At 30.2% G+C, this 22554-nt stretch carries 17 protein-coding genes; 3 read left to right on the top strand and 14 right to left on the bottom strand.

The genetic code is table 4. From position 1 onward, the window contains the following. Positions 1-11: 11 nt before the first annotated feature. A complete protein-coding gene (gene leuS / locus IM807_RS00830; protein ID WP_196362690.1) occupies positions 12-2384 on the bottom strand; it encodes a leucine--tRNA ligase in 2373 nt (790 codons plus the stop codon). Positions 2385-2614: 230 nt separating this feature from the next. Next, positions 2615-5287: an MAG2960 family serine endopeptidase lipoprotein gene (locus tag IM807_RS00825; RefSeq protein ID WP_196362689.1), complete on the bottom strand. Its 2673-nt coding sequence runs from the start codon at positions 5285-5287 to the stop codon at positions 2615-2617. Positions 5288-5523: 236 nt separating this feature from the next. On the opposite strand from IM807_RS00825, the gene uvrB reads away from it, so the two are divergent. Both uvrB and IM807_RS00815 read left to right on the top strand, forming a co-directional pair. After that, positions 5524-7497 (top strand): excinuclease ABC subunit UvrB, encoded by a 1974-nt coding sequence (uvrB, locus tag IM807_RS00820; protein WP_196362688.1) that lies wholly within the window; start codon positions 5524-5526, stop codon positions 7495-7497. 61 nt (positions 7498-7558) lie between these two features. Beyond that, positions 7559-8413: a Sua5/YciO/YrdC/YwlC family protein gene (locus IM807_RS00815; RefSeq protein WP_196362687.1), complete on the top strand. Its 855-nt coding sequence runs from the start codon at positions 7559-7561 to the stop codon at positions 8411-8413. A 30-nt stretch (positions 8414-8443) separates the two neighbouring features. Here IM807_RS00815 and IM807_RS00810 read toward each other — a convergent pair whose 3' ends face one another. The 9 genes from IM807_RS00810 to IM807_RS00770 all read right to left on the bottom strand — a co-directional run bounded on the left by IM807_RS00810 (position 8444) and on the right by IM807_RS00770 (position 17953). Further along, positions 8444-9463: an MSC_0882 family membrane protein gene (locus IM807_RS00810; RefSeq protein WP_196362686.1), complete on the bottom strand. Its 1020-nt coding sequence runs from the start codon at positions 9461-9463 to the stop codon at positions 8444-8446. Then, a complete protein-coding gene (gene lepA, locus IM807_RS00805) occupies positions 9463-11259 on the bottom strand; it encodes a translation elongation factor 4 (protein WP_196362685.1) in 1797 nt (598 codons plus the stop codon). Before lepA ends, IM807_RS00810 begins: the two co-directional genes overlap by 1 nt. Positions 11260-11262: 3 nt before the next feature. Next, positions 11263-11493 carry a hypothetical protein gene (locus IM807_RS00800; RefSeq protein ID WP_196362684.1) on the bottom strand — a complete coding sequence of 77 codons (231 nt, stop codon included), beginning with the start codon at positions 11491-11493 and terminating at the stop codon, positions 11263-11265. A gap of 12 nt (positions 11494-11505) precedes the next feature. Continuing rightward, positions 11506-11778 (bottom strand): HU family DNA-binding protein, encoded by a 273-nt coding sequence (locus IM807_RS00795; protein ID WP_196362683.1) that lies wholly within the window; start codon positions 11776-11778, stop codon positions 11506-11508. Positions 11779-11819: 41 nt separating this feature from the next. Further along, a complete protein-coding gene (gene der, locus IM807_RS00790; RefSeq protein ID WP_196362682.1) occupies positions 11820-13127 on the bottom strand; it encodes a ribosome biogenesis GTPase Der in 1308 nt (435 codons plus the stop codon). Between the two features lie 43 nt (positions 13128-13170). Beyond that, complete coding sequence (gene cmk, locus IM807_RS00785) at positions 13171-13842, bottom strand: (d)CMP kinase (RefSeq protein WP_196362681.1); 672 nt, start codon at positions 13840-13842, stop codon at positions 13171-13173. Between the two features lie 547 nt (positions 13843-14389). Beyond that, a complete protein-coding gene (locus IM807_RS00780; RefSeq protein ID WP_196362680.1) occupies positions 14390-15517 on the bottom strand; it encodes a DnaJ C-terminal domain-containing protein in 1128 nt (375 codons plus the stop codon). Between the two features lie 163 nt (positions 15518-15680). Continuing rightward, positions 15681-17471, bottom strand: coding sequence for a molecular chaperone DnaK (dnaK, locus tag IM807_RS00775; protein WP_196362679.1), 1791 nt, complete (start codon positions 17469-17471; stop codon positions 15681-15683). 170 nt (positions 17472-17641) lie between these two features. After that, positions 17642-17953, bottom strand: coding sequence for a phage holin family protein (locus IM807_RS00770; protein WP_196362678.1), 312 nt, complete (start codon positions 17951-17953; stop codon positions 17642-17644). Between the two features lie 143 nt (positions 17954-18096). Between IM807_RS00770 and IM807_RS04145 the strand changes: the two genes are divergently transcribed. Then, a complete protein-coding gene (locus tag IM807_RS04145) occupies positions 18097-19659 on the top strand; it encodes a GIY-YIG nuclease family protein (protein WP_196362677.1) in 1563 nt (520 codons plus the stop codon). Positions 19660-19922: 263 nt separating this feature from the next. On the opposite strand, the gene IM807_RS00760 is transcribed toward IM807_RS04145, so the two are convergent. The 3 genes from IM807_RS00760 to glyA all read right to left on the bottom strand — a co-directional run bounded on the left by IM807_RS00760 (position 19923) and on the right by glyA (position 22436). Continuing rightward, positions 19923-20957, bottom strand: a complete 1035-nt coding sequence (locus tag IM807_RS00760; RefSeq protein WP_196362676.1) for an aminopeptidase P family protein — start codon at positions 20955-20957, stop codon at positions 19923-19925. A gap of 1 nt (position 20958) precedes the next feature. Further along, positions 20959-21111: a 50S ribosomal protein L33 gene (rpmG, locus tag IM807_RS00755; RefSeq protein ID WP_196362675.1), complete on the bottom strand. Its 153-nt coding sequence runs from the start codon at positions 21109-21111 to the stop codon at positions 20959-20961. A 62-nt stretch (positions 21112-21173) separates the two neighbouring features. Continuing rightward, positions 21174-22436, bottom strand: coding sequence for a serine hydroxymethyltransferase (glyA, locus tag IM807_RS00750; RefSeq protein WP_196362674.1), 1263 nt, complete (start codon positions 22434-22436; stop codon positions 21174-21176). Between the last annotated feature and the right edge of the window lie 118 nt (positions 22437-22554).

Genomic DNA, 22554 nt, shown 5'->3' with positions numbered 1-22554 from the left:
TTTTATCTTTTTTAATTTTTTATTATAAAATTAAGAATTTTTTTTGGCACAAAAATAGTTTTTGATATCTTGGTATTATCTAAATAACTATTAATTTTAGGATCTTTTTTAGCCTTTTCAATAATTTCTAGCTCTGTCAAGCTATCATTTAATTCCAAAATTACACGCATTTTTCCATTTATTGCAACAGGCAAATTATAAGTTTGTTTGACAATTTTTGTTTCATCATAAACTGGCCAATTTTGTTTTGATAAGTCCTTTTCCAAAAGTTTTTCCAAAAGCTCTTCAGAAATATGGGGCGCAAAAACAGAAAGGATGATCAAAAAGTTAACTAAATATTTTTTTGATGGTAGGATTTCTTGCTTGCTTAAAAAATTTACAAAAACCATTAATTTAGAAATTGCAATATTAAACTTGTAATTTTCAATTAAATTGGTAGTTTCAAAAATAAAATTATTGTAAAAATGCGAAAATTCAGTGTTTTCTTCAAGATTTTTGTCAAACTGATAATCCTTTGAAACAATACGAATAACTCGTTGCACCCAGTTATTCATTGCCTTAGCGCCATTTTCTTCTCAAATTCTAGTTTCATTAATTGGGCCCATAAACATTAAGTAAAGTCGCACTGAATCTGCGCCAAATTTACGAAGAACGTCCTCTGGATTAATTGTATTTCCTTTTGATTTTGACATTTTTTGGTGATCTGAACCCAACAACATTCCTTGGTGAATAATTTTCAAAAAAGGCTCTGAATTAGGGATAATTTTAGCATCAAATAGAACTTTGTGTCAAAAACGAGAGTAAATTAGGTGACCAACTGCATGTTCTTGTCCCCCAATATAAAGGTCAACTGGTAGCCATTTTTTTAATTTTTCAAATGCTTCTTTTGAATCTAATTTTAAATAATTTTCATCGTTTTTTTTTAAAATAAAGGCTAAATAATATCATGAACTAGCAGCTCATTGTGGCATCGTATTTGTTTCACGGCGATAACTAATCCCATTTTTTTCGAAAAAAACCCAATTTTTCATAGTAGCAAGTGGAGAATTTCCATCGCCAGATGGTTTAATTCTATCTAGATGTGGCAATTCAACAATTTTTTCTTCCAAAAAAACTTTCCCATTTTCATCAAAATAAACCGGGAAAGGTTCACCTCAATAACGCTGGCGTGAAAAAACTCAATCTTTGAGACGGAAAGTTGTAAAATTTTTAACCAAATCTAGTAATTTTAATTTTTCAAAAATTAATTTTGGAGCTAAATTAACATCAATTCCAGAAAATTCACCTGAATTTATTAATTTCCCATTTTTATCAATTACATCTATAAAATCCAAATTAAAAATTTTTGCAAAATCTTCATCAGCTTGATTGTGAGTTGGCACTCCCATGATTGCAGCAGTTCCATAATTATTTAGAACATAATTTGTGATGAAAACAGGAATTTTTTTTGAATTTAAAGGATTAATTACATAAAAATTAGTAAAAATTCCTGTTTTTTCACTTTGTAATTTAGGGCTATTAAAACTATTTTGTTCAATAAAACTAGCAATTGCTTTATCACTTTTTGCTAATTTCTCAGCAAAAAAATGTGTTGGAGCAATTGCAACAAAACTGGCACCAAAAATTGTTTCAATTTTTGTTGTGTAAATTTCAAGATAATCTTCTGTGTTTTCGAGTAAAAATTTAATTTTTCAGCCTGTAGATTTTCCAATTCATTTGGTTTGTAACAATTTTAATGACTCAGGAAATTCAACCTCCTGAAGACCATCAAGTAATCTTTGTGCGTAAAGCGTAATTTTCAAAACTCATTGCTTCATTTTTTTAAAAACAACGGGAAAACCACCTCGTTCGCTGACAAAATTTCCATTTTCGTCTTTTTTTAGTTCCTCATTTGCTAAGACGGTCCCTAATTCTGGGCATCAATTCACTTCAATATCACGAATTTCAGCAAGACCTTGTTGATATAAAAGTTTGAAAATTCACTGAGTTTGCTCATAAAATTTTGGATCTGAAGTGTCAATTTCCTTTTCTCAATCATAGGAAAAACCAAAGGAAATAATTTGCTTTTTAAAGTTTGCAATATTTTTTTTGCTAAATTCACCAGGGTGATTCCCTGTTTTAATAGCATATTGTTCTGCTGGAAGTCCAAAAGCATCCCAACCCATTGGGTGCAAAACATCAAAACCATTTAGACGCTTAAATCTAGCAACAATATCCGAAGCTGTGTAGCCAATTGGATGTCCTAAATGCAGGCCAGCCGCTGAAGGATATGGAAACATATCAAGGACATAAAACTTCTTTTCTGATGTCTCAGTTGTACGAAAAACATGATTTTTCAACCAAAATTCTTGCCATTTTTTTTCAATTGCCTGGTGATCAAACATAGTTAATTAATTATATTATAAAAATAGAAATAAATTAGATTTTTGAGTTAAAAAATCAACAAAAACTTTCAAATTTTCAAACAAAATTGTTTGAAAATTTGAAAATCACAAAAAGTAGGAAAATTTAGTAGATTCTTTACGCCAAATCCCACATTTTTCATGGGGGTTTGGGAAGAATCAGTTAAAAATTGCAGCAAAAAAGTAAAATTTTGTCCTTTTCTTGAATAAATTTAGGAATTTACTGGATTAATTTTGACAGTAAAAATATTTTTTTCCTTCAATTTCCGCGCAAAATCAAGGCGAATATTTCCATCAAAATCATCTTCATATGTGCTAAGCCCCTCCATCAAACTGATTGCATTGGAATAAGTGTTCATTGCTGTGTCTTTTGAATAGGTGAAGTTGATACCAATCAAATTGAAACTGGAATCAATGGCCATCGAACCTGAAGAACCAGGACCAAGTGCATTTTGTTTGTTTTGCGGGTCAATTTTTGTGTACAAATGTGAGTGCTGGTTCAAAACAAGATTTAGCATTCCATGTTCAAGTGAATCGCGAAATGGTTTTAAGTAGTTTTTTCACTTTTCGTGTTTGGAATTTCAGTCACGATTTTCACTTTCATTATATCTTTTTCACAAAGGTAAAAATAATTCTTCCGTGATTACCCGATTTCTTGTGTTAACTATCCCACCTTTGGATTTATTTGACTTGAAATGGAAACCTTTTGACCAATCAGGATGTTCATTATCAGTGCTAAAAACAGGATAGCCACCATAAAATTGTGTTTTCATTGGCGTAAATTTTTCATTTTTACCAAGTCCTACATACCAATCTTTTTCTTTGTCAGTACCAATAATTTTTTCTAGTTCTGGCAAGATAATTTTTAAATTTTGTCTTGATATTTTTAGTTTTAAAATAACAAAATCAGCACCGCCATTTTTTGTTGAGCCAACTCTTGTAATTTCGTCATAATTATCTAAATATTTTCAACCAACATCGACATCAGCACCCATGAGACCTGTAACTTTGTATCTAGGTGTGTAAAAAGTTCCATCCAAATAATTCAACTTAGCATTGAAAATAGGATAATAGTTGGCTTTATTGTTGTCAGAATGGCTAACAAAATTTTCTTGATTGTTTTCAGGTGTTGGATTTTTTCCACGCGATGCAACAAAAAATTCATTTCCTGTTTGCTCTGGAATTACTGCATAATCTTCGTTATTTTTTTTGATTGTTTGTGGTAAAGTTGCATAATCATAAAACCCGGCATTTCATTCATTTGCCCTTGAATCGTTTAAAATGGGATTGAAAATTGCCGTTTTATCAAAAGTTTTTTGCCATTCCCAAACATGAATGTTTGTTGCAACTAAAATTTCAAATTCATCTTGTCTTTGCTGATTTTTATCAATAATTCGGTCAATAACTCAAGCGGTTCCAAAATTTTGTTCAGCTTTTAAGCCTTGTAAACGTGGAAAAAATGAATCTCGGTGTCAGCGAATTGAATTAAGGCCTATCAAAAATGATCGATCATAGATGTATTGTTGAAAATCAAGGTCCTTTTTAAGTGAATTTGCATTTGAACTACTTGATTTTCAAAGCTTTTTTTCACCATTTTTGGTCAAAAAAAGAATTTTAATTTCGCCTTTTTTATCATCAAAATTAGTTTTTATAGACACTAAATTGGTAAATTGAAAAATTTTTTCAATATCAGTTAATTTCATGTAATAAAAAAGCTGACTTAAATTTGAGGGCAAAAATCCAAATGGATTTTTGCTAATTAAATCACTAATATTTTTTTCGATTTCAGTTGCGTTTTGGGCTTCTTGTTCACTAAAAGTTGGAAGAAAAACCTGCTCCATCATTCCCCTGTAGGAAAGTCCACGATTGTAAAACATTAATTTTTCTGTATCATTTTCGCCAAACTCACCATAAACACCAAGGTTTTTTGTGTGTTCTCAAAATTCATTGTTTTTTCTTTCATCATTGGGTTCAAGAAAACTAACCTTTCTCCCGTCGTAATTATTTAGAAAATAATACATGTTGTGCAGTGAGGTTTGCCATTTTGGTGTGCTTTGAATTATTGAATATGCGGTGTTTCTTTGTAAAAAATCAAGGTCAAAATAATGCTGATCAGCAAAATATTTTTGATCTGAAATACTATAAATTTTGCCATTTTCGTAAGAAAGTCCTGATTTTTTCCCTAAAAAATGTTTATCAAAAATATTTTTAAATGAAATTGATTTGTTTTTTGGAAATGTTACAGCTGGAATTTCTTGTTTTCTTGTTGGAAGGTCACTTGAGCCACTGTTTGAATCAAATTTTCTGTTATTTTCCAAATATTTTGGACTAGAAATTGGTGGATTGCGCTTAATTGCTGGTGTTTTTTCAGGATTTTTTGGCAAGTTATTCTGAAAATCTGGTTTTGGCCTTGGTAGATCAATTTTAGGTTCTTTTTTGGTTTTAATATCAGAATTTTGGCTAATTTTTTGTTTTTTTTCTTGAGTTATTTTTGGATTTAGATTTAAATCACTTTTTTCTTGTACTGAATTTACAGGATTTTTTTCTTCTTTATCTTGAAAAAATCCTGTAAAAACAAAACTTTTTTTTAAAATTTGATTAGTTTTGTTGTCAACAAGGCCAACAAAAACTTGAGCTTGGTTTTTCAGATTGTTTTTGATTATTTCAATTTTTTTAAGTGTAAAATTTTGCTTATTATAATCAAATTTAATGTGATCTCACTCTAAATCTTGCAATTTTATTGATTCATTTTTTTCAATTTCAGCGCTTAACAAGTTTTTTTCATTATTTGACGAAATTTTTGTATAACAACTTGAAATAACTAAAGTTTGAACTACAAAAAAACTCAAAAAAACAAGTATTTTATATTGTTTTCTAATTTTCAAAATTCAATTAAAACCTTTTAAAATATGTTTAAATTATAAATTAAAATCATAAATATTAATAAAGTAAACGGGAAAAATTAGTAAAAATTGGCATTTTTTACTAATTTTTTAAACCTTTTTTTCTAAAATATTTGAAATCCTCTAATTGAAAAAATTGTACCTTATTTTTAATGTTAAAAAATCTTTGTGTTAAAATTTTTTTAACAGTCTAAAAAATTAGTAATCTTTTGTAAAAAATGGTAAAAAAATTCAAATTAAACGCCAATTATCAACCAAGTGGTGATCAGCCAAAGGCAATAAATGAGTTAATAAAAGGGGTTGAATCTGGAAAAAAGTCCCAAATTTTAATGGGAGTTACAGGTTCTGGAAAAACCTTTACAATGGCAAATGTGATTGCACATTTTAATCGCCCAGTGATTGTTTTGTCACACAACAAAACACTTGCTTCGCAATTATATAGCGAATTTAAAGAATTTTTTCCGGAAAATCGAGTTGAATTTTATGTTTCCTATTTTGATTTTTACCGCCCAGAATTTTATTCGCCAAGTAAAGATATTTATCTTGAAAAAACAAGTAAAACTAATCTTGATCTTGAAACAATGCGCATGTCAGCTCTAAACGCCCTTGCAATGCGGAATGACACGATTGTTGTAGCATCAGTTGCTGCAATTTACGGTACTTTAAATCCATTGGAATATAAGTCAAATTTTTTGAATCTTGAAGTAAATCAAGAAATTAAACCAAGAGATTTGACAACAAAACTTGTTCGAATCAAGTATGAAAATAATCAAGTTGATCAAAAACCAGGTTGCTTTTCCTTGAAAGGTGATGTTTTGGAAATTTCACCAGGTTGAAATGATAATTTTAATATTCGTGTTGAATTTTTTGGCAACACGATTGAAAAAATTACAACAATTCACCCAATTTCTAAAAAAATAATCCGGAATTACAATGCTTTTACAGTTTACCCTGCAACTGCTTATAGTGTCAAAAAGGACATTATTGACAATGCAATTAAAACAATTGAGATTGAATTAAATGAACAATTAGAATTTTTCGAAAAAAACGAAAAATTAGTTGAAAAGCAGCGGCTAAAAGACCGTGTAAACAACGATATTGATTCACTTAGTGAATTTGGAATTTGCTCAGGAATTGAAAATTATGCCCGTCATATTGATGGGCGAAAAAAAGGTGAAAAACCCTTTTGCTTACTTGATTATTTACCTGAAAATGGCCTTATTTTCATTGATGAATCACATATTATGTTGCATCAAATTCACGGAATGTACAAGGCTGACCGTAATCGCAAGGAAACTTTAGTGAATTATGGCTATCGCTTGCCTTCAGCACTTGATAATCGACCACTGAAATTTGCTGAATTTGAAAATTATCAGCAAGCAAAAATTTATGTTTCAGCAACCCCGGCAGAATATGAATTAGGTCTTACAAATGGTGAGGTTATTTCGCAAATCATTCGGCCAACAGGGCTTTTGGATCCTGAAATTTTCATTGAATCAACTGAAAATCAGATGGAGAAAATTTACCATTTTTTACAAGATCAAAAAGCAAAAAATGAACGAAGTCTCATTTTGACAACTACAAAAAGACTTGCTGAAGAAATTAGCAAGTATTTGCAAGAAGAAAAACGACAAAAAGTTTATTATTTGCACTCAGAAATGACAACTTTTGAACGCGAAGAAGTTATAATTAAGCTTCGTAAAGGCATTTATGATGCAATTGTTGGCATTAATTTGCTACGTGAAGGCGTTGACATTCCCGAGGTTTCACTTATTCTTGTTTTAGAGGCAGATTTGAGTTCTTTTTTGCGTTCAAGAACATCACTAATCCAAATTATTGGGCGCGCCGCCCGTAATGATCATGGAAAAGTCATTCTTTTTGCTGAAACTATCAACGAAACAATCACCAAAGTAATGACTGATAATCAAAAAAAACGCCAAATCCAAATGGAACATAATCAAAAATACCAAATTACGCCGAAAACAATTATTAAACCTATTCCGGAAAGTATCAATCCAAATTCCCTAAATATCGGTAAAATTCTCAAGAAGAGTGAAATAAATAAGGAAGAAATAGAAAAATATATTGAAATGTTGAAAAAGGAAATGAAAATTGCTTCTTCAGAAAATCGTTTTAAAGAGGCAAGTAGAATTAGGGATTTAATAACTGAAATTATGCAAAAAATTGCTTAATTTCTTGTTTTTTTAAAAGAAAAAAGCATTAAAATTTTTAAATTTAAAATTAAAACTAAGTATGAAAAAAAATCTTGACATAATTTTCCTAGAAAAAAGTAAAATTCTGTGTTTTTTCAATGAAAAAACTAACAGAATTACAAAAGTGAAAATCCCATTTAGAACAAATTTTTTACCAACAAAAAAAAATCTTAATTTTGTTTTTGTTGGTAAACTGAAAATTTTCCTTTTTGAAAATTTTCAGTTTTGGCTTTTAGATCAAAATTTGATCAGTAAAAATCAATTTTTTTCCAAAAAAAAAATTGGCGAAAACAAAATTTGTCATCTAGAATTTAAAAATGGTTCAAAAATTTTATTTTGGAGAAAAAATTGTGAAATAATAATTTTTGTTGAAAAAAATGCTAATTTTGAAGCAGAATTTAGCAAGGGTTTTCAGAATTTTAGTCTTGAAATTCAAAAATTTTCTAAATTATTTTTAACAACGACAGATACCATTGTTGGAATTGGTTGTTTTTACAATAATCTTGATATTGAATTAATTTTTGAAATTAAAAAAAGACCAAAAGAGAAGAAAATTGTGACTTTAATTGGTGACTTAAGACAAGCTAAATCAATAATTTTGCCAAAAAATTACCAAATTTTAAAGCAAATAAGTAAAAATTTCTGACCAGGTGCAGTAACATTAATTATTGAATCCAAATCTTTTAGAATTCCAAATCTAGCTAAATTGCAACAACTTTTGAAAAAAGAAGGACCAGCCTTTGTTTCAAGTGCTAATTTTTCTGGTGAAAATCCACTTAATTTTCAACAGGCACAAATAAAATTTTGACAAATCACAAAAACTTATAATTTCAAATCAGGTTCAGGAACAGCATCAAAAATTTTTGATATTGAAGGCAAAAATTGAATTAGATAATTATTTTTTTGATTTATATTTTTAAAAAAATTAAATTAATTTTCGATTTCTACCCACTCTTCGCAAAATAAAGAAAACGATTATTGTAAAAAATGCTCAAACTAAATGGCGACGAAAACGAATTCGGCTGATATCAATATGTTTATGATAAACATGTCCAAAAATTGCTTCAATGTTGGACAGTCTTCTTCGTAACATGAGATCATAGAACAACATTGTTATAAAAAACACACCTGAAACGACCATTCCAGTGATATATTCAACTGAATTCTGGATATTATTTGAAGGTAAATATTTGATCATCAATCAATAATTTATGCCCATAATCGTTGTTAAAAGAAAAGTAAAAATACTTAATCAAATTGCATTCACTTCTTTTAAATTGACTTTTTTTACAAGCCACAAAATCATTGGTGGCATTTCAAGCCGGTTTGAATTGTTTTTTAATTGTGAGCGAAAATAGGCAACAGATTTTTTGACTGCGTTGTAATCTAAAAGTGTTCTTACAAATAAAAATAACAAAATTGCGCAAATTATGCCTGGAATTACAAGTAGGGGCAAATAATCAGTGCGATAAGTTCACTGCGGAATTTGTTGTTGTTGTCAAAGAACGGAAACAATTGCAACTGCAAGAATTAAGCAAAACCAAAAAACTGCTTTTATTGGTAAAAATATTAATTCAAGCCCAAAAATTTTCCGAACTTCTCTGGAAATAAAAGTATTGGATTCATCCTGAATCCATTTTTGTTCCATTTTCTCATGGAAATTTTCCTGAGTAAGTTGATCTTGATAATATCGTGGCGAATTGTGATAATCAGTTCTGTATTTTGGATCATTTTCGTAAAAGTCATCACCAAAATCTTCATATTGATAGTCTTGTTGATTTTGATAATAATTTTGTCGACGTTGACCTACTGGATAACGAGAAGAATCACGATTATTCGGTCTATTTGGGTATTTTTGTTGGCGTAAATTGGGTCTGTTATGTCTCATAATAATTCTAAAAAATTGGGAAAAATCAATAAAAATTCCCGCTAAATAATTATACATTATTTTTCATTTAAATTTGTTTTTAAAATTGCTAAAAAAGCTTCCTGGGGAACCTCAACAACACCGAATGATTTCATTCGTTTTTTCCCAGCTTTTTGTTTTTCAAGCAATTTTTTTCTTCTTGTGACATCGCCACCATATAATTTTGCGGTTACATCCTTGCGATAGGCCTTAATTGTTTCTCGGGCAACAACTTTTGAACCAACCACAGCTTGAACTGGAACCTCAAAAGAGTGTCGGGGAATGATATTTTTTAATTTTTGTGTTAATTCTTTTGCTCTTGGATAAACAAAATCTTTGTGCACAATCATTGAAAGTGCATCAATTTTTTGACCATTTAAAAGAATGTCTAATTTAACAAGTTTTGAAATTTGATAATCAATTACCTCATATTCAAAGGACGCATATCCTTTTGAAAGTGATTTTAGGCGATCAAAAAAGTCAAAAATCACCTCTGAAAGTGGCAGTTTATAAATTAAGCGACGCCGAAAATCATCAATATATTCAAGATCAACATAAACTCCGCGTCTATCTTGACAAAGTCCCATGATTGCACCTAAAAACTCTTCAGGCAAAAAAATTTTTGCCAAAATAAAAGGTTCTTTAATCTCGCTAATTAAATTTGGTTCTGGAAAAAGGGTTGGATTTGAAATTCTTTCAATTTGATTATTCGTTCTTTTAATTTCAAATTCAACTGAAGGAGCTGTTGCAATTATTGCTAAATTAAATTCTCGCTCGAGCCTTTCCTGGAGAATTTCCATGTGCAAAAGACCCAGAAATCCAATGCGAAATCCAGTTCCAAGCGCTTTTGAGGACTCAGGTTCATAAATTATTGAAGAGTCTGAAAGAGATATTTTCTCAAGCGAATCTTTCAAAAGATTGAACTGTTGAGAATCAACAGGATAAAAACCCGTGTACATCACAGGCGCCATTTTTTTGTAACCTGGAAGTGGTTCCAGTGCTGGATTTTCAACTAAAGTAATTGTGTCACCAACATTTACATCTTTTGCATTACGAATTGCAGCGGCTAGTCAGCCAACTTCACCAGCAAAAAGACACTCTTTTTTAGTCTGATTTGGATTAGAGATTCCTAATTCAGTAACATGAAATTTCAACTCATTTGCCATAAACTTGAAAGAATCAGAAACACAAATTTGACCTGTAACAATTCTTATAAAAATTATCACACCGCGATAAATGTCAAAATAGGAATCAAAAACAAGCGCTTTCAAGGCATCTTTTTTACTAGATTGTTGTGGTGGTGGAATTAATTTTACAATTGCGTTTAAAACTTCTTGAATTCCGGTTCCGTTTTTAGCTGAAATCAAAATTGCATCTTGTGCTGAAATACCGATTGTATTTTCGATTTCTTTTTTAACTGCATCAACATTTGCAGAGGGCAAATCGATTTTATTGATAATTGGAATTATTGCCAAATTATTTTCAAGCGCTAAATAAACATTCGCTAAAGTTTGCGCCTGAATTCCTTGACTTGCATCAATTAAAAGTAAAGCACCTTCAGTTGCAGCCAATGAGCGTGAAACCTCATAGGTGAAATCAACGTGACCGGGTGTATCAATTAAGTGAAAAACAAAAGAATTATAGCGGATTTGTACCGCATTTAATTTAATTGTAATTCCACGTTCTTTTTCAAGATCCATTGAGTCAAGATGCTGTTGTTTCAAATCTCTTTTTGAAACTGTGTTTGTAAATTCAAGGATCCGATCTGCTAAAGTCGATTTTCCATGATCAATGTGGGCAATGATTGCAAAATTTCGAATTTTGGTGCTATCCATTTATTAATTGCGACTAATTATTTCTTGTATATTTTGCCCATTTCCAGCAAAATATAATACAAGGAAAACAAGGCCAAGAGCAAGGCCAACAATAATCGTAACAAGTAAAAAGAAAAAAGTAAATCTTTTTACTTGTTTTATTTCTTTTAATTTTTGCAAAACAACATTGCCATAAACAACTTCACTAGCGAACTTGTACTTTGGTTTCGGTGTTTTTTGTTTCTTTTTGAACATTTGTACTATTTTTTAAGCAACTGTGTCTTTGAAAACTTTTGAAGGTTTAAACTTAACAATTGTTTTTTCTTTTACAGTAATTTGACTTTTTGTAAGTGGATTAAATGAAGTTGAAGAAGGTTTGAAAACACCTTGAAAGGTTCCAAAAGAATTAATAACCAATTTGTCTTGACTTTTCACAACTTCAGTTATTACTTTAACAAATTCATTCAAAACTTGGTCAACTTGTTTTGTTTGCAATTTAGTTTCTTTAGAAATTCGCTCTAATAGCTCTTTTTTGTTCATAATGAACTCCTTTGATTTGCGATGATTTAATAAATTTTACTTTATTTTACCATTTTTGCAACATTTTTATAAATAATTTTAATTGGACAACCAAAAAAATCAAAATATTTGCGAATTTGATTTTCAATATAGCGCTGGTAAGAAAAATGAACTAAATTTCTATCAGTAACAAAAAAAACAAAACTTGGAATTCGAGCATTAATTTGACTAACAAAATTAAAGCTAATTTTTTTGCCATTAACATTTGGATGAGGTTGAATCATTTGAATTTCCATTAAAAATTGATTCAATGAATTAGTTGAAATTTTTTTTGTTAAATTTTTTTTAACTTCCAAAATAGTTTCAGCTAACTTGTGAATTTTTTCACCAGTTTTAGCTGAAATAAAAACAATTGGCGCTCAGTCCAAAAATTTAAAATTTTGGCGCACTTTTTTAACAAATTCTTGCTGAGTAGTAGTGTTTTTTTGAACTAAATCTCACTTATTAATCACCAAAATTATCGGTTTGGTTCTCTCAGTTGCAAAGCCAGCAATTCTCTGATCAAAATGATGAAAATCCTGAGTTGCATCAAGTAAAATCAGCGATAAATCAGCATCACTAAGCGAGCGAAAAGCACGTAAAAGCGCATAGAAATCAACAGATTCAATCAATTTTGATTTTCTTCGAATCCCTGCTGTATCAATAATTTCAAAAATTTCTGAATTTATTTTTCAAAAACCCGAAATTGAATCTCTTGTTGTTCCGGGAATATCGGAAATTATTGACCTGTTTTCGCCAACAAGCTTATTTAAAAGGCTTGATTTTCCAGCATTTGGTCTACCGATAATTGCTAATTTGAAAAATTCTTGTAATTTAGTCTCATTTTCAGGAAAATTTTCAACAACTGAATCCAAAAGATCACCGATTCCATGGCCATGAAGTGAGGAAATTGGAAAAATTTTTTCAAAACCTAATTCATAAATGCTTGTATCAAAATCCTGATTATTTTCAAGTTTATTTGCAACTAAAATAATTTTTTTTTGTGATTTTAAAAGCAGATTTCAAACAAAATAGTCATCGGAATCAAGCGAACTTTTACCATCAAGAACCCAAATTAGAACTTGAGCCTCCTGGATTGCAATTTGCACCTGAATTTGGATTAAATTCTGAAAATTCTTTGCTTCAACTTCGATTCCACCAGTATCAATCACAACAAAATCGTGTTGATTTCAGGTTGTATTTTGATAGATTCGGTCGCGAGTTACCCCTGGAATTTCATCAGTTATTGAAATTTTTTTACCAACTATTCGGTTAAAAAGCGTTGATTTTCCGACATTTGGTTTTCCAACAAGGGCAACTAAATTTTTCATAGGCAATTTTTTGACTTTCTGAAAAAAATTTCTAAAGAAATAATTATTGAGTTTTGCAAGCAACTATTTTCGCAATTTGTGCAACAATTTCGTCTTCACTAAAATTTGTGCTATCAATAAAAACTGAATCGACGGTTTTTTGAAGTGGATTTGTTTTTCTATTCATATCCAAAAAATCGCGATGCTCAATTTCTTTAAGAATAATAGCAAAATCAGTCTCTAAATTTAAGGATAAATTTTGTTTTAGACGCCTTTTTGCTCTTGTTGTTGCATCAGCTCACAAAAAAATCTTCAAATTAGCATCAGGCATAATGTTGTAAGTGGTGTCGCGACCTTCCATTATAATTCCTGAGTTGCTTTTTTGAAAATTTTGTAAAATCTTAGTCACAATAGCGCGAACTTGTGGAAATTGCGCAATAATTGCAGCATTTTTTGAAATTAAATCATCACGAAGAAAATCTGAAACATCTTGATTTTCAAGTCAAACATTACCGCTTGAGTCAAGAATTAAAGCATCAGATGGCAAATTTTGCACGATTTTTCTCTCATTTTTTGCGCTAATTTTATGTTTAAGACAAAAAAGCGCAATTGCCCGGTATAATGAACCTGTATTTACGTATAAATAATTAAAATTAAGTGCAATTTTTTTTGCAATACTTGACTTTCCAACACCAGAAGGCCCATCAATTGCAATATTAATTTTTTTTAGTGACATTTATTTAAATTCCGAAAACTTTGTTTTTTAAAAATTGGTAAACTTATTAAAAAACAATAAAAATTTTTTCTATATTTTAACACATTTTTGCAAAAATACAAATTAGTGAAAACAGCAATAATTCTTGATTATTTCTTGAAAGAATTTTTGAAAAATTCAAAATTATCTAATGCTTTACAGAATCTTTTTAAATTAAAAATTTTATTTAAATTTTAAAAACGTTGAATTTAAGAGATATTTTTAAAAATAACCAGTTTTAACTAAAGAAATAAAAAAAATTTAAGAAAAATAGTGTCATATGACACATACTTTCAAGTAAATTTTTCATTTTCTAAGCTAAAACTCTTAATAAATGAGAATCTTAAAAAGTTCTGAAAAATAGGGATTTTTTTGGGTTAAAAAAGTGGAAAAATTTAGGAAAAATCAATTGATTTTTCACACAAAATTTCATATTTTTCATATTATTTTAGATAAAAAGAATTAAATAACTTTTTAATTAAAAAACCTCCTTGAAAAAGGAGGTTTGCTTCTCAAAAAAATTAAATAATTAATAAAAATCTTTCAACCATTTACTTTTTTCTTTATCATTAATTTGACTAAAAACTTGATTTAATTCACTTTTTTGACGCTGATTGAACTCAGGCACATAAAAAATTAGGTGAACTTTTAGGTCACCAACAATTTTTGAATTTGTTGGGTTAGGTGAGCCAGCATTAGTGACAGTGATAATTTGACCTGATTTATAATGGCTATAAAGACGAATTTTTTTCATACCGGTTGGACTTGGAACATCAACTGTATTTTCATTGATAATATCAATAACTGAAACTGGCAAATTAATGTGAATATCATTTCCAGCACGAGTAAAATGCTTGTGATCATGGACTTTAATTTCAAGATGCAAGTCGCCAGACGGACCACCTTTGTGACCAGGACCACCGTAGCCAACAACGCGAACAAACATTCCGTCGCGAATTCCCGCAGGAATTTCAATTGTTATTTCTTTTTTAGTCTCAATTATTTGTTTTCCACGACATTTTTTACAGTTTTTGGTGACAATTTTTCCTACACCTGAACAGCTTCGACAAGTTCCTTGATTTTGAACGCGCCCAAAACCTGGAATGCTAATTGTCTCAATTTGCATTCCAGAACCCTGACAATTCTGGCAAACTTTAATGTCAGCATCAGAATTTGCGCCACTACCATTACAGGAATCACATTGAGAATATTTTGTTAATTTTTGGGAAATTTCTTTTCCCAAAATCGAATCAATAAAATTAATATAGATTGAGCCTTGGAGATCATCGCCTTTTTGGGGTCGATTTTGTCTTTCAGATCGCGAGGATCTAAAACCAAAATTTGAACCAAATCCGGATGTGAAGGTTGAAAAAATATCTGCAAAATCAAAACCAGAAAAACCGTTACCTGCTTGCTGATCAAAAGCTTGATGACCAAAATTATCGTATTGATTTCGTTTGTTTTCATCAGAAAGGACTTCGTAGGCCTCCTGAATTTCCTTGAATTTTTCTTCAGCTGCTTTCTGCTCTGCAGGTGTTTTTTGCGTATTTCTGTCAGGATGATAAATGTTAACTAAACTACGATAAGCTTTTTTGATTTCTGCTAAAGTTGCTGATTTTGTGATTCCTAAAACTTGATAAAAGTCTTTTTTTGCCATGATTAAACACTCCTTTCTTTTTTATGAAAGTGGAAATTTTTGAAACTTTCAGAGAGAATTTTCCACTTCTTTGAGTCTATTTTATCCTTTGAAAGTAAAAAACACACATTAGTGCAAAACCAAAACTAATTTAGATTTTGCAAGTGTGTTTTTTTATTAAAAATTAATCCTGTTTGATTTCAGCGTCAACTGTGTTGGAATCATTAGATTCTGCAGTGTTTGCTTGTTGTGCGGTTGACTGTGCAAATGATTGCGCTGCTGTTTCAATTTGATCTAATTTTGTTTTTAATTCATCAATTTTCTCATCTTTTAGAAGATCTTTTAGCTCTTGAATTTGTTTTTCAAGTGTCTCTTTTTGTTTTGGATCAATCTTGTCTCCTTGATCAGAAATTGATTTTTCGAGTTGATTTATGAGGCCTTCAGCGCGAACTTTTGTTTCAATTTTGTCTTTTTTTGCAGCATCAGCTTCACGATTTTCCTCAGCTTCACGAACCATTCTGTTGACTTCTTCTTCAGATAAAGTTGAAGTATTTTTAATCGTGATTGTTTGTTCTTTGCCAGTTTTTTTGTCTTTTGCTGAAACAGTTGTGATTCCGTTAACATCAATTGAAAAACTAACTTCAATTTGTGGTAAACCACGAGGAGCAGGATCGATTCCTGACAAATTAAAGCGACCTAACATTTTGTTATCAGCTGCAAGTTGGCGTTCACCTTGAACAACAGAAATTGTAACTTCAGTTTGATTATCTTCAGCTGTTGAAAAAACTTGTGATTTTGTAACTGGAATTGTTGTGTTTCTTGGAATTAAAGGAGTTGCAATTCCACCTAAAGTTTCAATTCCAAGAGTCAAAGGTGTAACATCAAGAAGTAAAACATCACTAATTTCACCAGCAAGAACTCCACCTTGAATTGCAGCACCGATTGCAACAACTTCATCAGGATTGATTGAACGATTTGGCTTTTTATTTAAAGTGTGTTCAATCATTGTTTGTACAGCTGGAATTCTAGTTGAACCACCAACAAGAAGAATTTCATCAAGGTCACTTGCTTCAATTTTTGCCTGTTTTAGGGCATCGACAATTGGTTTTCGAGTTCGATCAACCAAGTGAGCAGTCATTTTTTCAAATTCTGATCTTTTAAGTTCAAGTTCAACATTAATTGGTCCGTTTTTACCCATTCCTAAAAATGGGAGAGAAATTGTTGAAACACTTTGATTTGAAAGATTAATTTTTGTTTTTTCAGCTTCCTCTTTGAGCCGAGTAAGTGCCATTTTGTCACTTTTTGCATCAAAGTCGTATTCAGCTTTAATTTTTTCAACTAATCATTTGACAATTTCATTGTCTCAGTCATCTCCACCTAAATGATTGTCACCACTTGTTGATAAAACTTCAAAAGTTCCGCCTGATAATTCAAGCACTGAAACATCAAAAGTTCCACCACCAAGATCATAAACAAGAATTTTCATTTCCTTTTCGGTTTTATCAAGCCCGAAAGCAAGTGCAGCAGCTGTTGGTTCATTAATAATTCTTGCAACTTCTAAACCAGCAATTTTCCCAGCATTTTTAGTAGCTTCACGTTGTGCGTTGTCAAAATAAGCTGGGACTGTAATTACAGCTTTTGTGACTTTGTGCCCAATTTTTTTTTCAGCATATTCCTTTAAATAAGTAAGAATTTTTGCTGAAATTTCCTCAGGTTTATAGTCTCTTTGGTTAGCGCGAACAGTTTTGTCTGTTCCCATTAATCTTTTAATTGAAGCAATTGCCTCGGGATTTGTTTCCAATTGACGTTTTGCTGCATCTCCAACAATTTCTTCACCGTTTTTGAAAGCAACAACTGATGGAGTAGTCCTTTTTCCATTTGGATTTTCCAGAACTACTGGTTTTTGGTTCTCGATTATCGAAACAACTGAATTAGTAGTTCCTAAATCAATACCTAAAATAATTTCTTTTGCCATTTTTTCCCTTTCGTTTTGATGTGTAAAATTTTATTTTTTGAATTACACAGACAATAGTATACCATAAATTTTGGCACTCACAAACAAAAAGTGCCAAAATTTTTTTAAAAAAGTTTAAAACGCTGATTTTTAGGAATATTTTTTAACTTTCTTGTTCAAAAAATGAAATTTTATGGTAATTCGCGCAACTGATTTTCAATATTTCTTTCAAGTTTTTTCATATTTTTAATTTTATATATGCCAATTAAAAATGAAATTAAAAATACAATAGTTAGAACCATGCAAAACAAGCTTACAACAAGCCAAGTTGCCTCAATAAAATCATTGGAAAAACCTTGACCACTAAGTTGAACTAGATAAAATGCAAGTAATCCAACAAAAAAAAGAAAAAAAACAATTGCTAAAATCAAAAAAATTATGTTGGTTTTTTTGATTTGCTTCAGTTTCGATGCAGATGTTCTTTTGTATGAATCAAAATTCACTTTTTCCCTTTTAAATAAAAAATTAAGAAAACAGTTTTTGAAATCTGTTTAATTTAAGAATTATACCAATTTTTGCTAAAATTATTAGATCATAAACTAAAATATTTGTTTTAGGGGTAAAATTCAGGGTAAAAATATTTTTTATGAAAAATTTTCAAAATTTAATTAAAAACATGAATTTGCCAAAATCAGCAGGAGTTTACAAGTTTTATGATGAAAAAATGAATTTGCTTTATGTTGGGAAGGCAAAAAATTTAAATTCGCGGATAAAACAATACGCGAATGGAACAAAAAATTCCTACAAAACTGCCACTTTGATTTATAAAACTAAAACTATTAAATATGATATTGTTGCCAACGAGTTTGAGGCGCTTATTCTTGAAAAATCAATTATTGGTCAATTACAACCAATCTACAATATAAAACTCAAGGATAATCAAAATTATCCTTACATAAAACTGGAAAAATTGGAAAAACAGCAAAAATTATCAATAAGTTTAGCGTACAAAATATCCACACGAGATAAATTAAGGGGAAAAAACTGCTTTTTTTATGGTCCTTTTTTAAATAAAAAAAGTGCAGCTGCAATAAAAAAAGTGCTTGAGAGCCTTGTGCTTTATGAAAAAGGGCAGAAAATTAATTTTTCTAATGCTGATAAACTAACTGAAAATTTCCTTATTTGTAAAAAAGCGCTATTAACGCGAAAGTCAATTTTATATTATGAAGAAAAAATGGAAAAAGCAAAGGAAAACTTGCAATTTGAACTAGCTCAGGTTTACTATGATGTAATTCTTGCACTAAAAAATTCAAAGGTTGAGCAGCAAAATATTGACTTAAATAATAATAAAAATCTTGATTTTCTGTATTTTAGTGCCAAAACTAAAAACAATTTAGTAATTAGTTTCACTTTTTATAGAAATGGAATTTTTCTTTCACAAAAAAATTTTATTATTGATATTGTGTTAAATCAAGACGAAGTTTTAGTTAATTTTTTAAATAATTATTACAAAAATCATGTTTATCCAGACAAATTAGTAGTTCCGGAATTTTGACCTAAAGATGTTGAATTTCTTGATCCAAAAATCAAAATTGAAACAAAAATTAACAAAAAATATCAGCAAATTCTTCAAAATACAGCAAAAAATCATCATGATTTTATTTTGCAAAATTTTAAAAAAGAAACCAAAAACAAAGAAAAATCTAAACTTTTACTGGATTTGGTTTGTAAAAATTTAAACCTAAAAAATGCTGAAAAAATTATGGCCATTGACAATTCGCATATTGATAATAACTACACAACAACAGGAATTATTTTTTATATTAATGGCGAATTTGAGGCAAATTATAGTCGTTATTTCAACTATCGTGGCGAAAAAAAGGGCGATACTGATTACATGAGTCAAGGATTTCAAAAATACCTAAAAATTGATAAATTTATCAAACCAGATCTAATTTTAGTTGACGGTGGAAAACAACAAGTTAACTCAGTTGATAAAATAATGCGTGAAAATAATTGAAAAATTCCTATTTTTGGATTAATTAAAAATAACTTCCATAAAACTGCATTAGTAATTGATGTTTTTGGAAAAAAAGTTCATGTTGATAAAGAAGTGTTTAATTTCTTTTCTAGAATTCAGGATCACGTTGATTTTTTTGCAAAATCAAAAGTTAAGAAAAAACAAAAAATTAATCTTTTACATTCATAGTTTTTAAATTCATTTTATTGAAAATTACTTAAAAAGTAGTGATCTTAAAGAAGCATTGAAAATAAGAACTTTTTTTGAAATTGAATTAGCAAAAGGTAAAAAAATTAGGAAAAAATGGCTAATTTTCTATGCTTCAGACAGCATTTTCATGTGCAATTTCCCAAAAATCAAAAAAAGATGCTATCATATGATAGCATCTTTTAAGTATTCAAATTTATTTGATGATTTAATCAAATAAATTTGAATTTAAAGAGTAATGAAAACTAACTTTTTTCATCACGTGATAAGGTTCGAAAACCACTTTCGGTCACCAAAACAACATCTTCGATTCGAGCACCGCCGACACCGGGAATATAAATTCCAGGCTCAACAGTGATTACCATTCCTGGCTCTAAAATTGTTTGACTGTTTGCGCTGACAACTGGTAATTCATGAATATCAATACCAACACCATGACCAGTTGAGTGAACAAAATATTGTCCATATCCTTTTTGGGTAATGAAATCACGGCAAGCTTTGTCAATTTCAGCAGCTTTGACTCCTGGCGCAACCTTTTTGCGCCCGATTTCAGCAGCTTTTTTAACAATTTCAAGAATTTCAATTTTTTTTGGATTAATAATCCCAAGTGCTGAAGTTCTTGTAATATCAGCACAATATCCATTAAAAATTGCGCCAAAATCAATTTTTAAAAGGTCGTTTTCATGAATTTTTGCTTGACTTGCACGTCAATGCGGCATCGCTGAATTAGGCCCTGAGGCAATAATTGAATCAAATGATTCTTTTTCAGCGCCTTGCAATTTCATTTGGTAATTTAACTGGATATCAACATCTTTTTCAGACATTCCAGGTTTTATTTTCGGTAGAATTTGGTTATAAGCATCAAGAGAAATTTGTACTGCTTTTTCAATGTTAGCAATTTCTTCTTTGGTTTTCAAAATCCGAAAAAGTTGTGCTTCTAATTTGAAAAATTCAGCTTTTGGAAATCAAGATTTAATTCGGTCAAATTGTTCAATTGTAAGATATTCAGATTCAATTCCAATTTTTTGAAAGGTTTTTTGTTTTAAGAAATTTTCTAAATTTGCCTTGGAAGTGAGCAAAACTTCACAATTTTGCGCGTTTTTTTGTGCGTTTTCAATATAACGACCATCAACAAACAGGGTTGCTTTATCCTTTTGGATGAATAAAATTCCGTCGGAAGTAGCGATTTTGGTAAACCAAAATCTAGTTTGATAAGAAAATGAAATTACAACATCCAAGTTGTGATCTAAAAAAGATTTATCCAAGTATTTTCGGTTCATTTTACTTCTTTTCACGGTGCAAGGTATGTTTATTGCACTTATGACAATGTTTTTTTACCTCAATTTTTTCAGGTTTAGTTTTCTTATTTTTTTTACTAATATAGTTTTCCATTTTGCAATCAATACATCTTAAAGTAAGACCTTCTCTTGGCATATTTTCCTCCTTCTTTAGTGTTGAATTCAATAAAAATGTTAATAAATTATACCATATTTTTTCTATTTTTTGGGTCAATAGGATTTTTTTATTGGAAATTCAAGTGCTATTTTTTTAACTTGCAAAGAAAAAGTTTTGGTTTCAGTTTTTGTCAACTTTTTCTTACGCAAAATTTGATCAATCAAATCAGCAAGAAAACTAAATTCTCTTTCAGAAAAACCACGTGATGTCATTGCAGCAGTTCCAAAACGGAGTCCTGAAGTCACAAAAGGACTCAGCGAATCTCTTGGAATCGTGTTTTTATTTGCAATAATTCCAACAGTTTCAAGCAAAACTTGCGCCTCCTTGCCATTTAGGCCATAACTTTGAAGCACATTAATGACAAAAAGGTGATTTTCTGAACCTTTTGAAACGATTTTTACACCTTTTTTTGCAAATTCAGCAGCAAAATGTGCTGAATTTTGCACAATTTGCTTACAATATTGTGCAAATCAGGGTTGACTTGCTTCATGAAAAGCAACCGCTTTTCCAGCGATTACGTTGAAAAGTGGGCCACCTTGAATGCCGGGGAAAACAATTTTATCAATTTTTGCTGCAATTTCTGGATTATCTGTCAAAATCAAACCACCTCGTGGACCGCGAAGGGTTTTTTGGGTTGTCGATGTGATTACATCAGCAATTCCTACCGGTGAAGGATGGTTTTTGGTGGCAACAAGACCAGCGATGTGAGCAATATCTGCTAACAAAAAAGCACCTATTTTGTCAGCAATTTGCCGAAAACGACTAAAATCAATTAACCTTGAATAAGCAGAAAAACCACAAATTATTAATTTCGGCCTTTCAATTAGAGCAATTTTTTCGATTTCATCATAATTTAAAAGTTCCTCTTCATCCAAAAAATAACTAACGCCTTGGTAAAAAATTCCCGAAAAATTAACCTTATAACCGTGAGTTAAGTGGCCGCCAGAACTCAAATCAAGGCCAAGAATTTTGTCACCTGGTTGCAAAAGTGCTGCAAAAACAGCCGCATTGGCGCTAGAGCCAGAATAAGGTTGAACATTTGCAAATTTTGTCCCAAATAAATTTTTCGCTCTTTCAATGGCAATTTTTTCAATTTCGTCAATAAACTGACAACCACCATAATAGCGCTTTCCGGGGTATCCTTCCCCGTATTTGTTCGTAAGAGTTGACCCATTTGCAATCAAAACGTCCTCAGAAGCATAATTTTCACTCGCAACTAGTTCAATTTGTAAGTTTTGGCGTCTTGTTTCTGCATTAATTAATTTCGCAATTTTGCTATCAACTAATTTAATTGGTTTGTACATGAAGAACTAAGTTAAAATTATACCACAAAAATTTTAATTTACAACTCTAAATAATCTTTTTATTTTTTGTTTTAGAAAACCCAATTTCCAACTTTTGCCAAGGTTAATTTTGTATTAA

It is taken from the genome of Mycoplasma sp. 'Moose RK' (assembly GCF_015708155.1).
Taxonomy (GTDB): domain Bacteria; phylum Bacillota_I; class Bacilli_A; order Mycoplasmatales; family Metamycoplasmataceae; genus Mesomycoplasma.
Note: the sequence above shows the minus strand (reverse complement) of the source record. Positions and strands in the feature narration are given on the sequence as shown.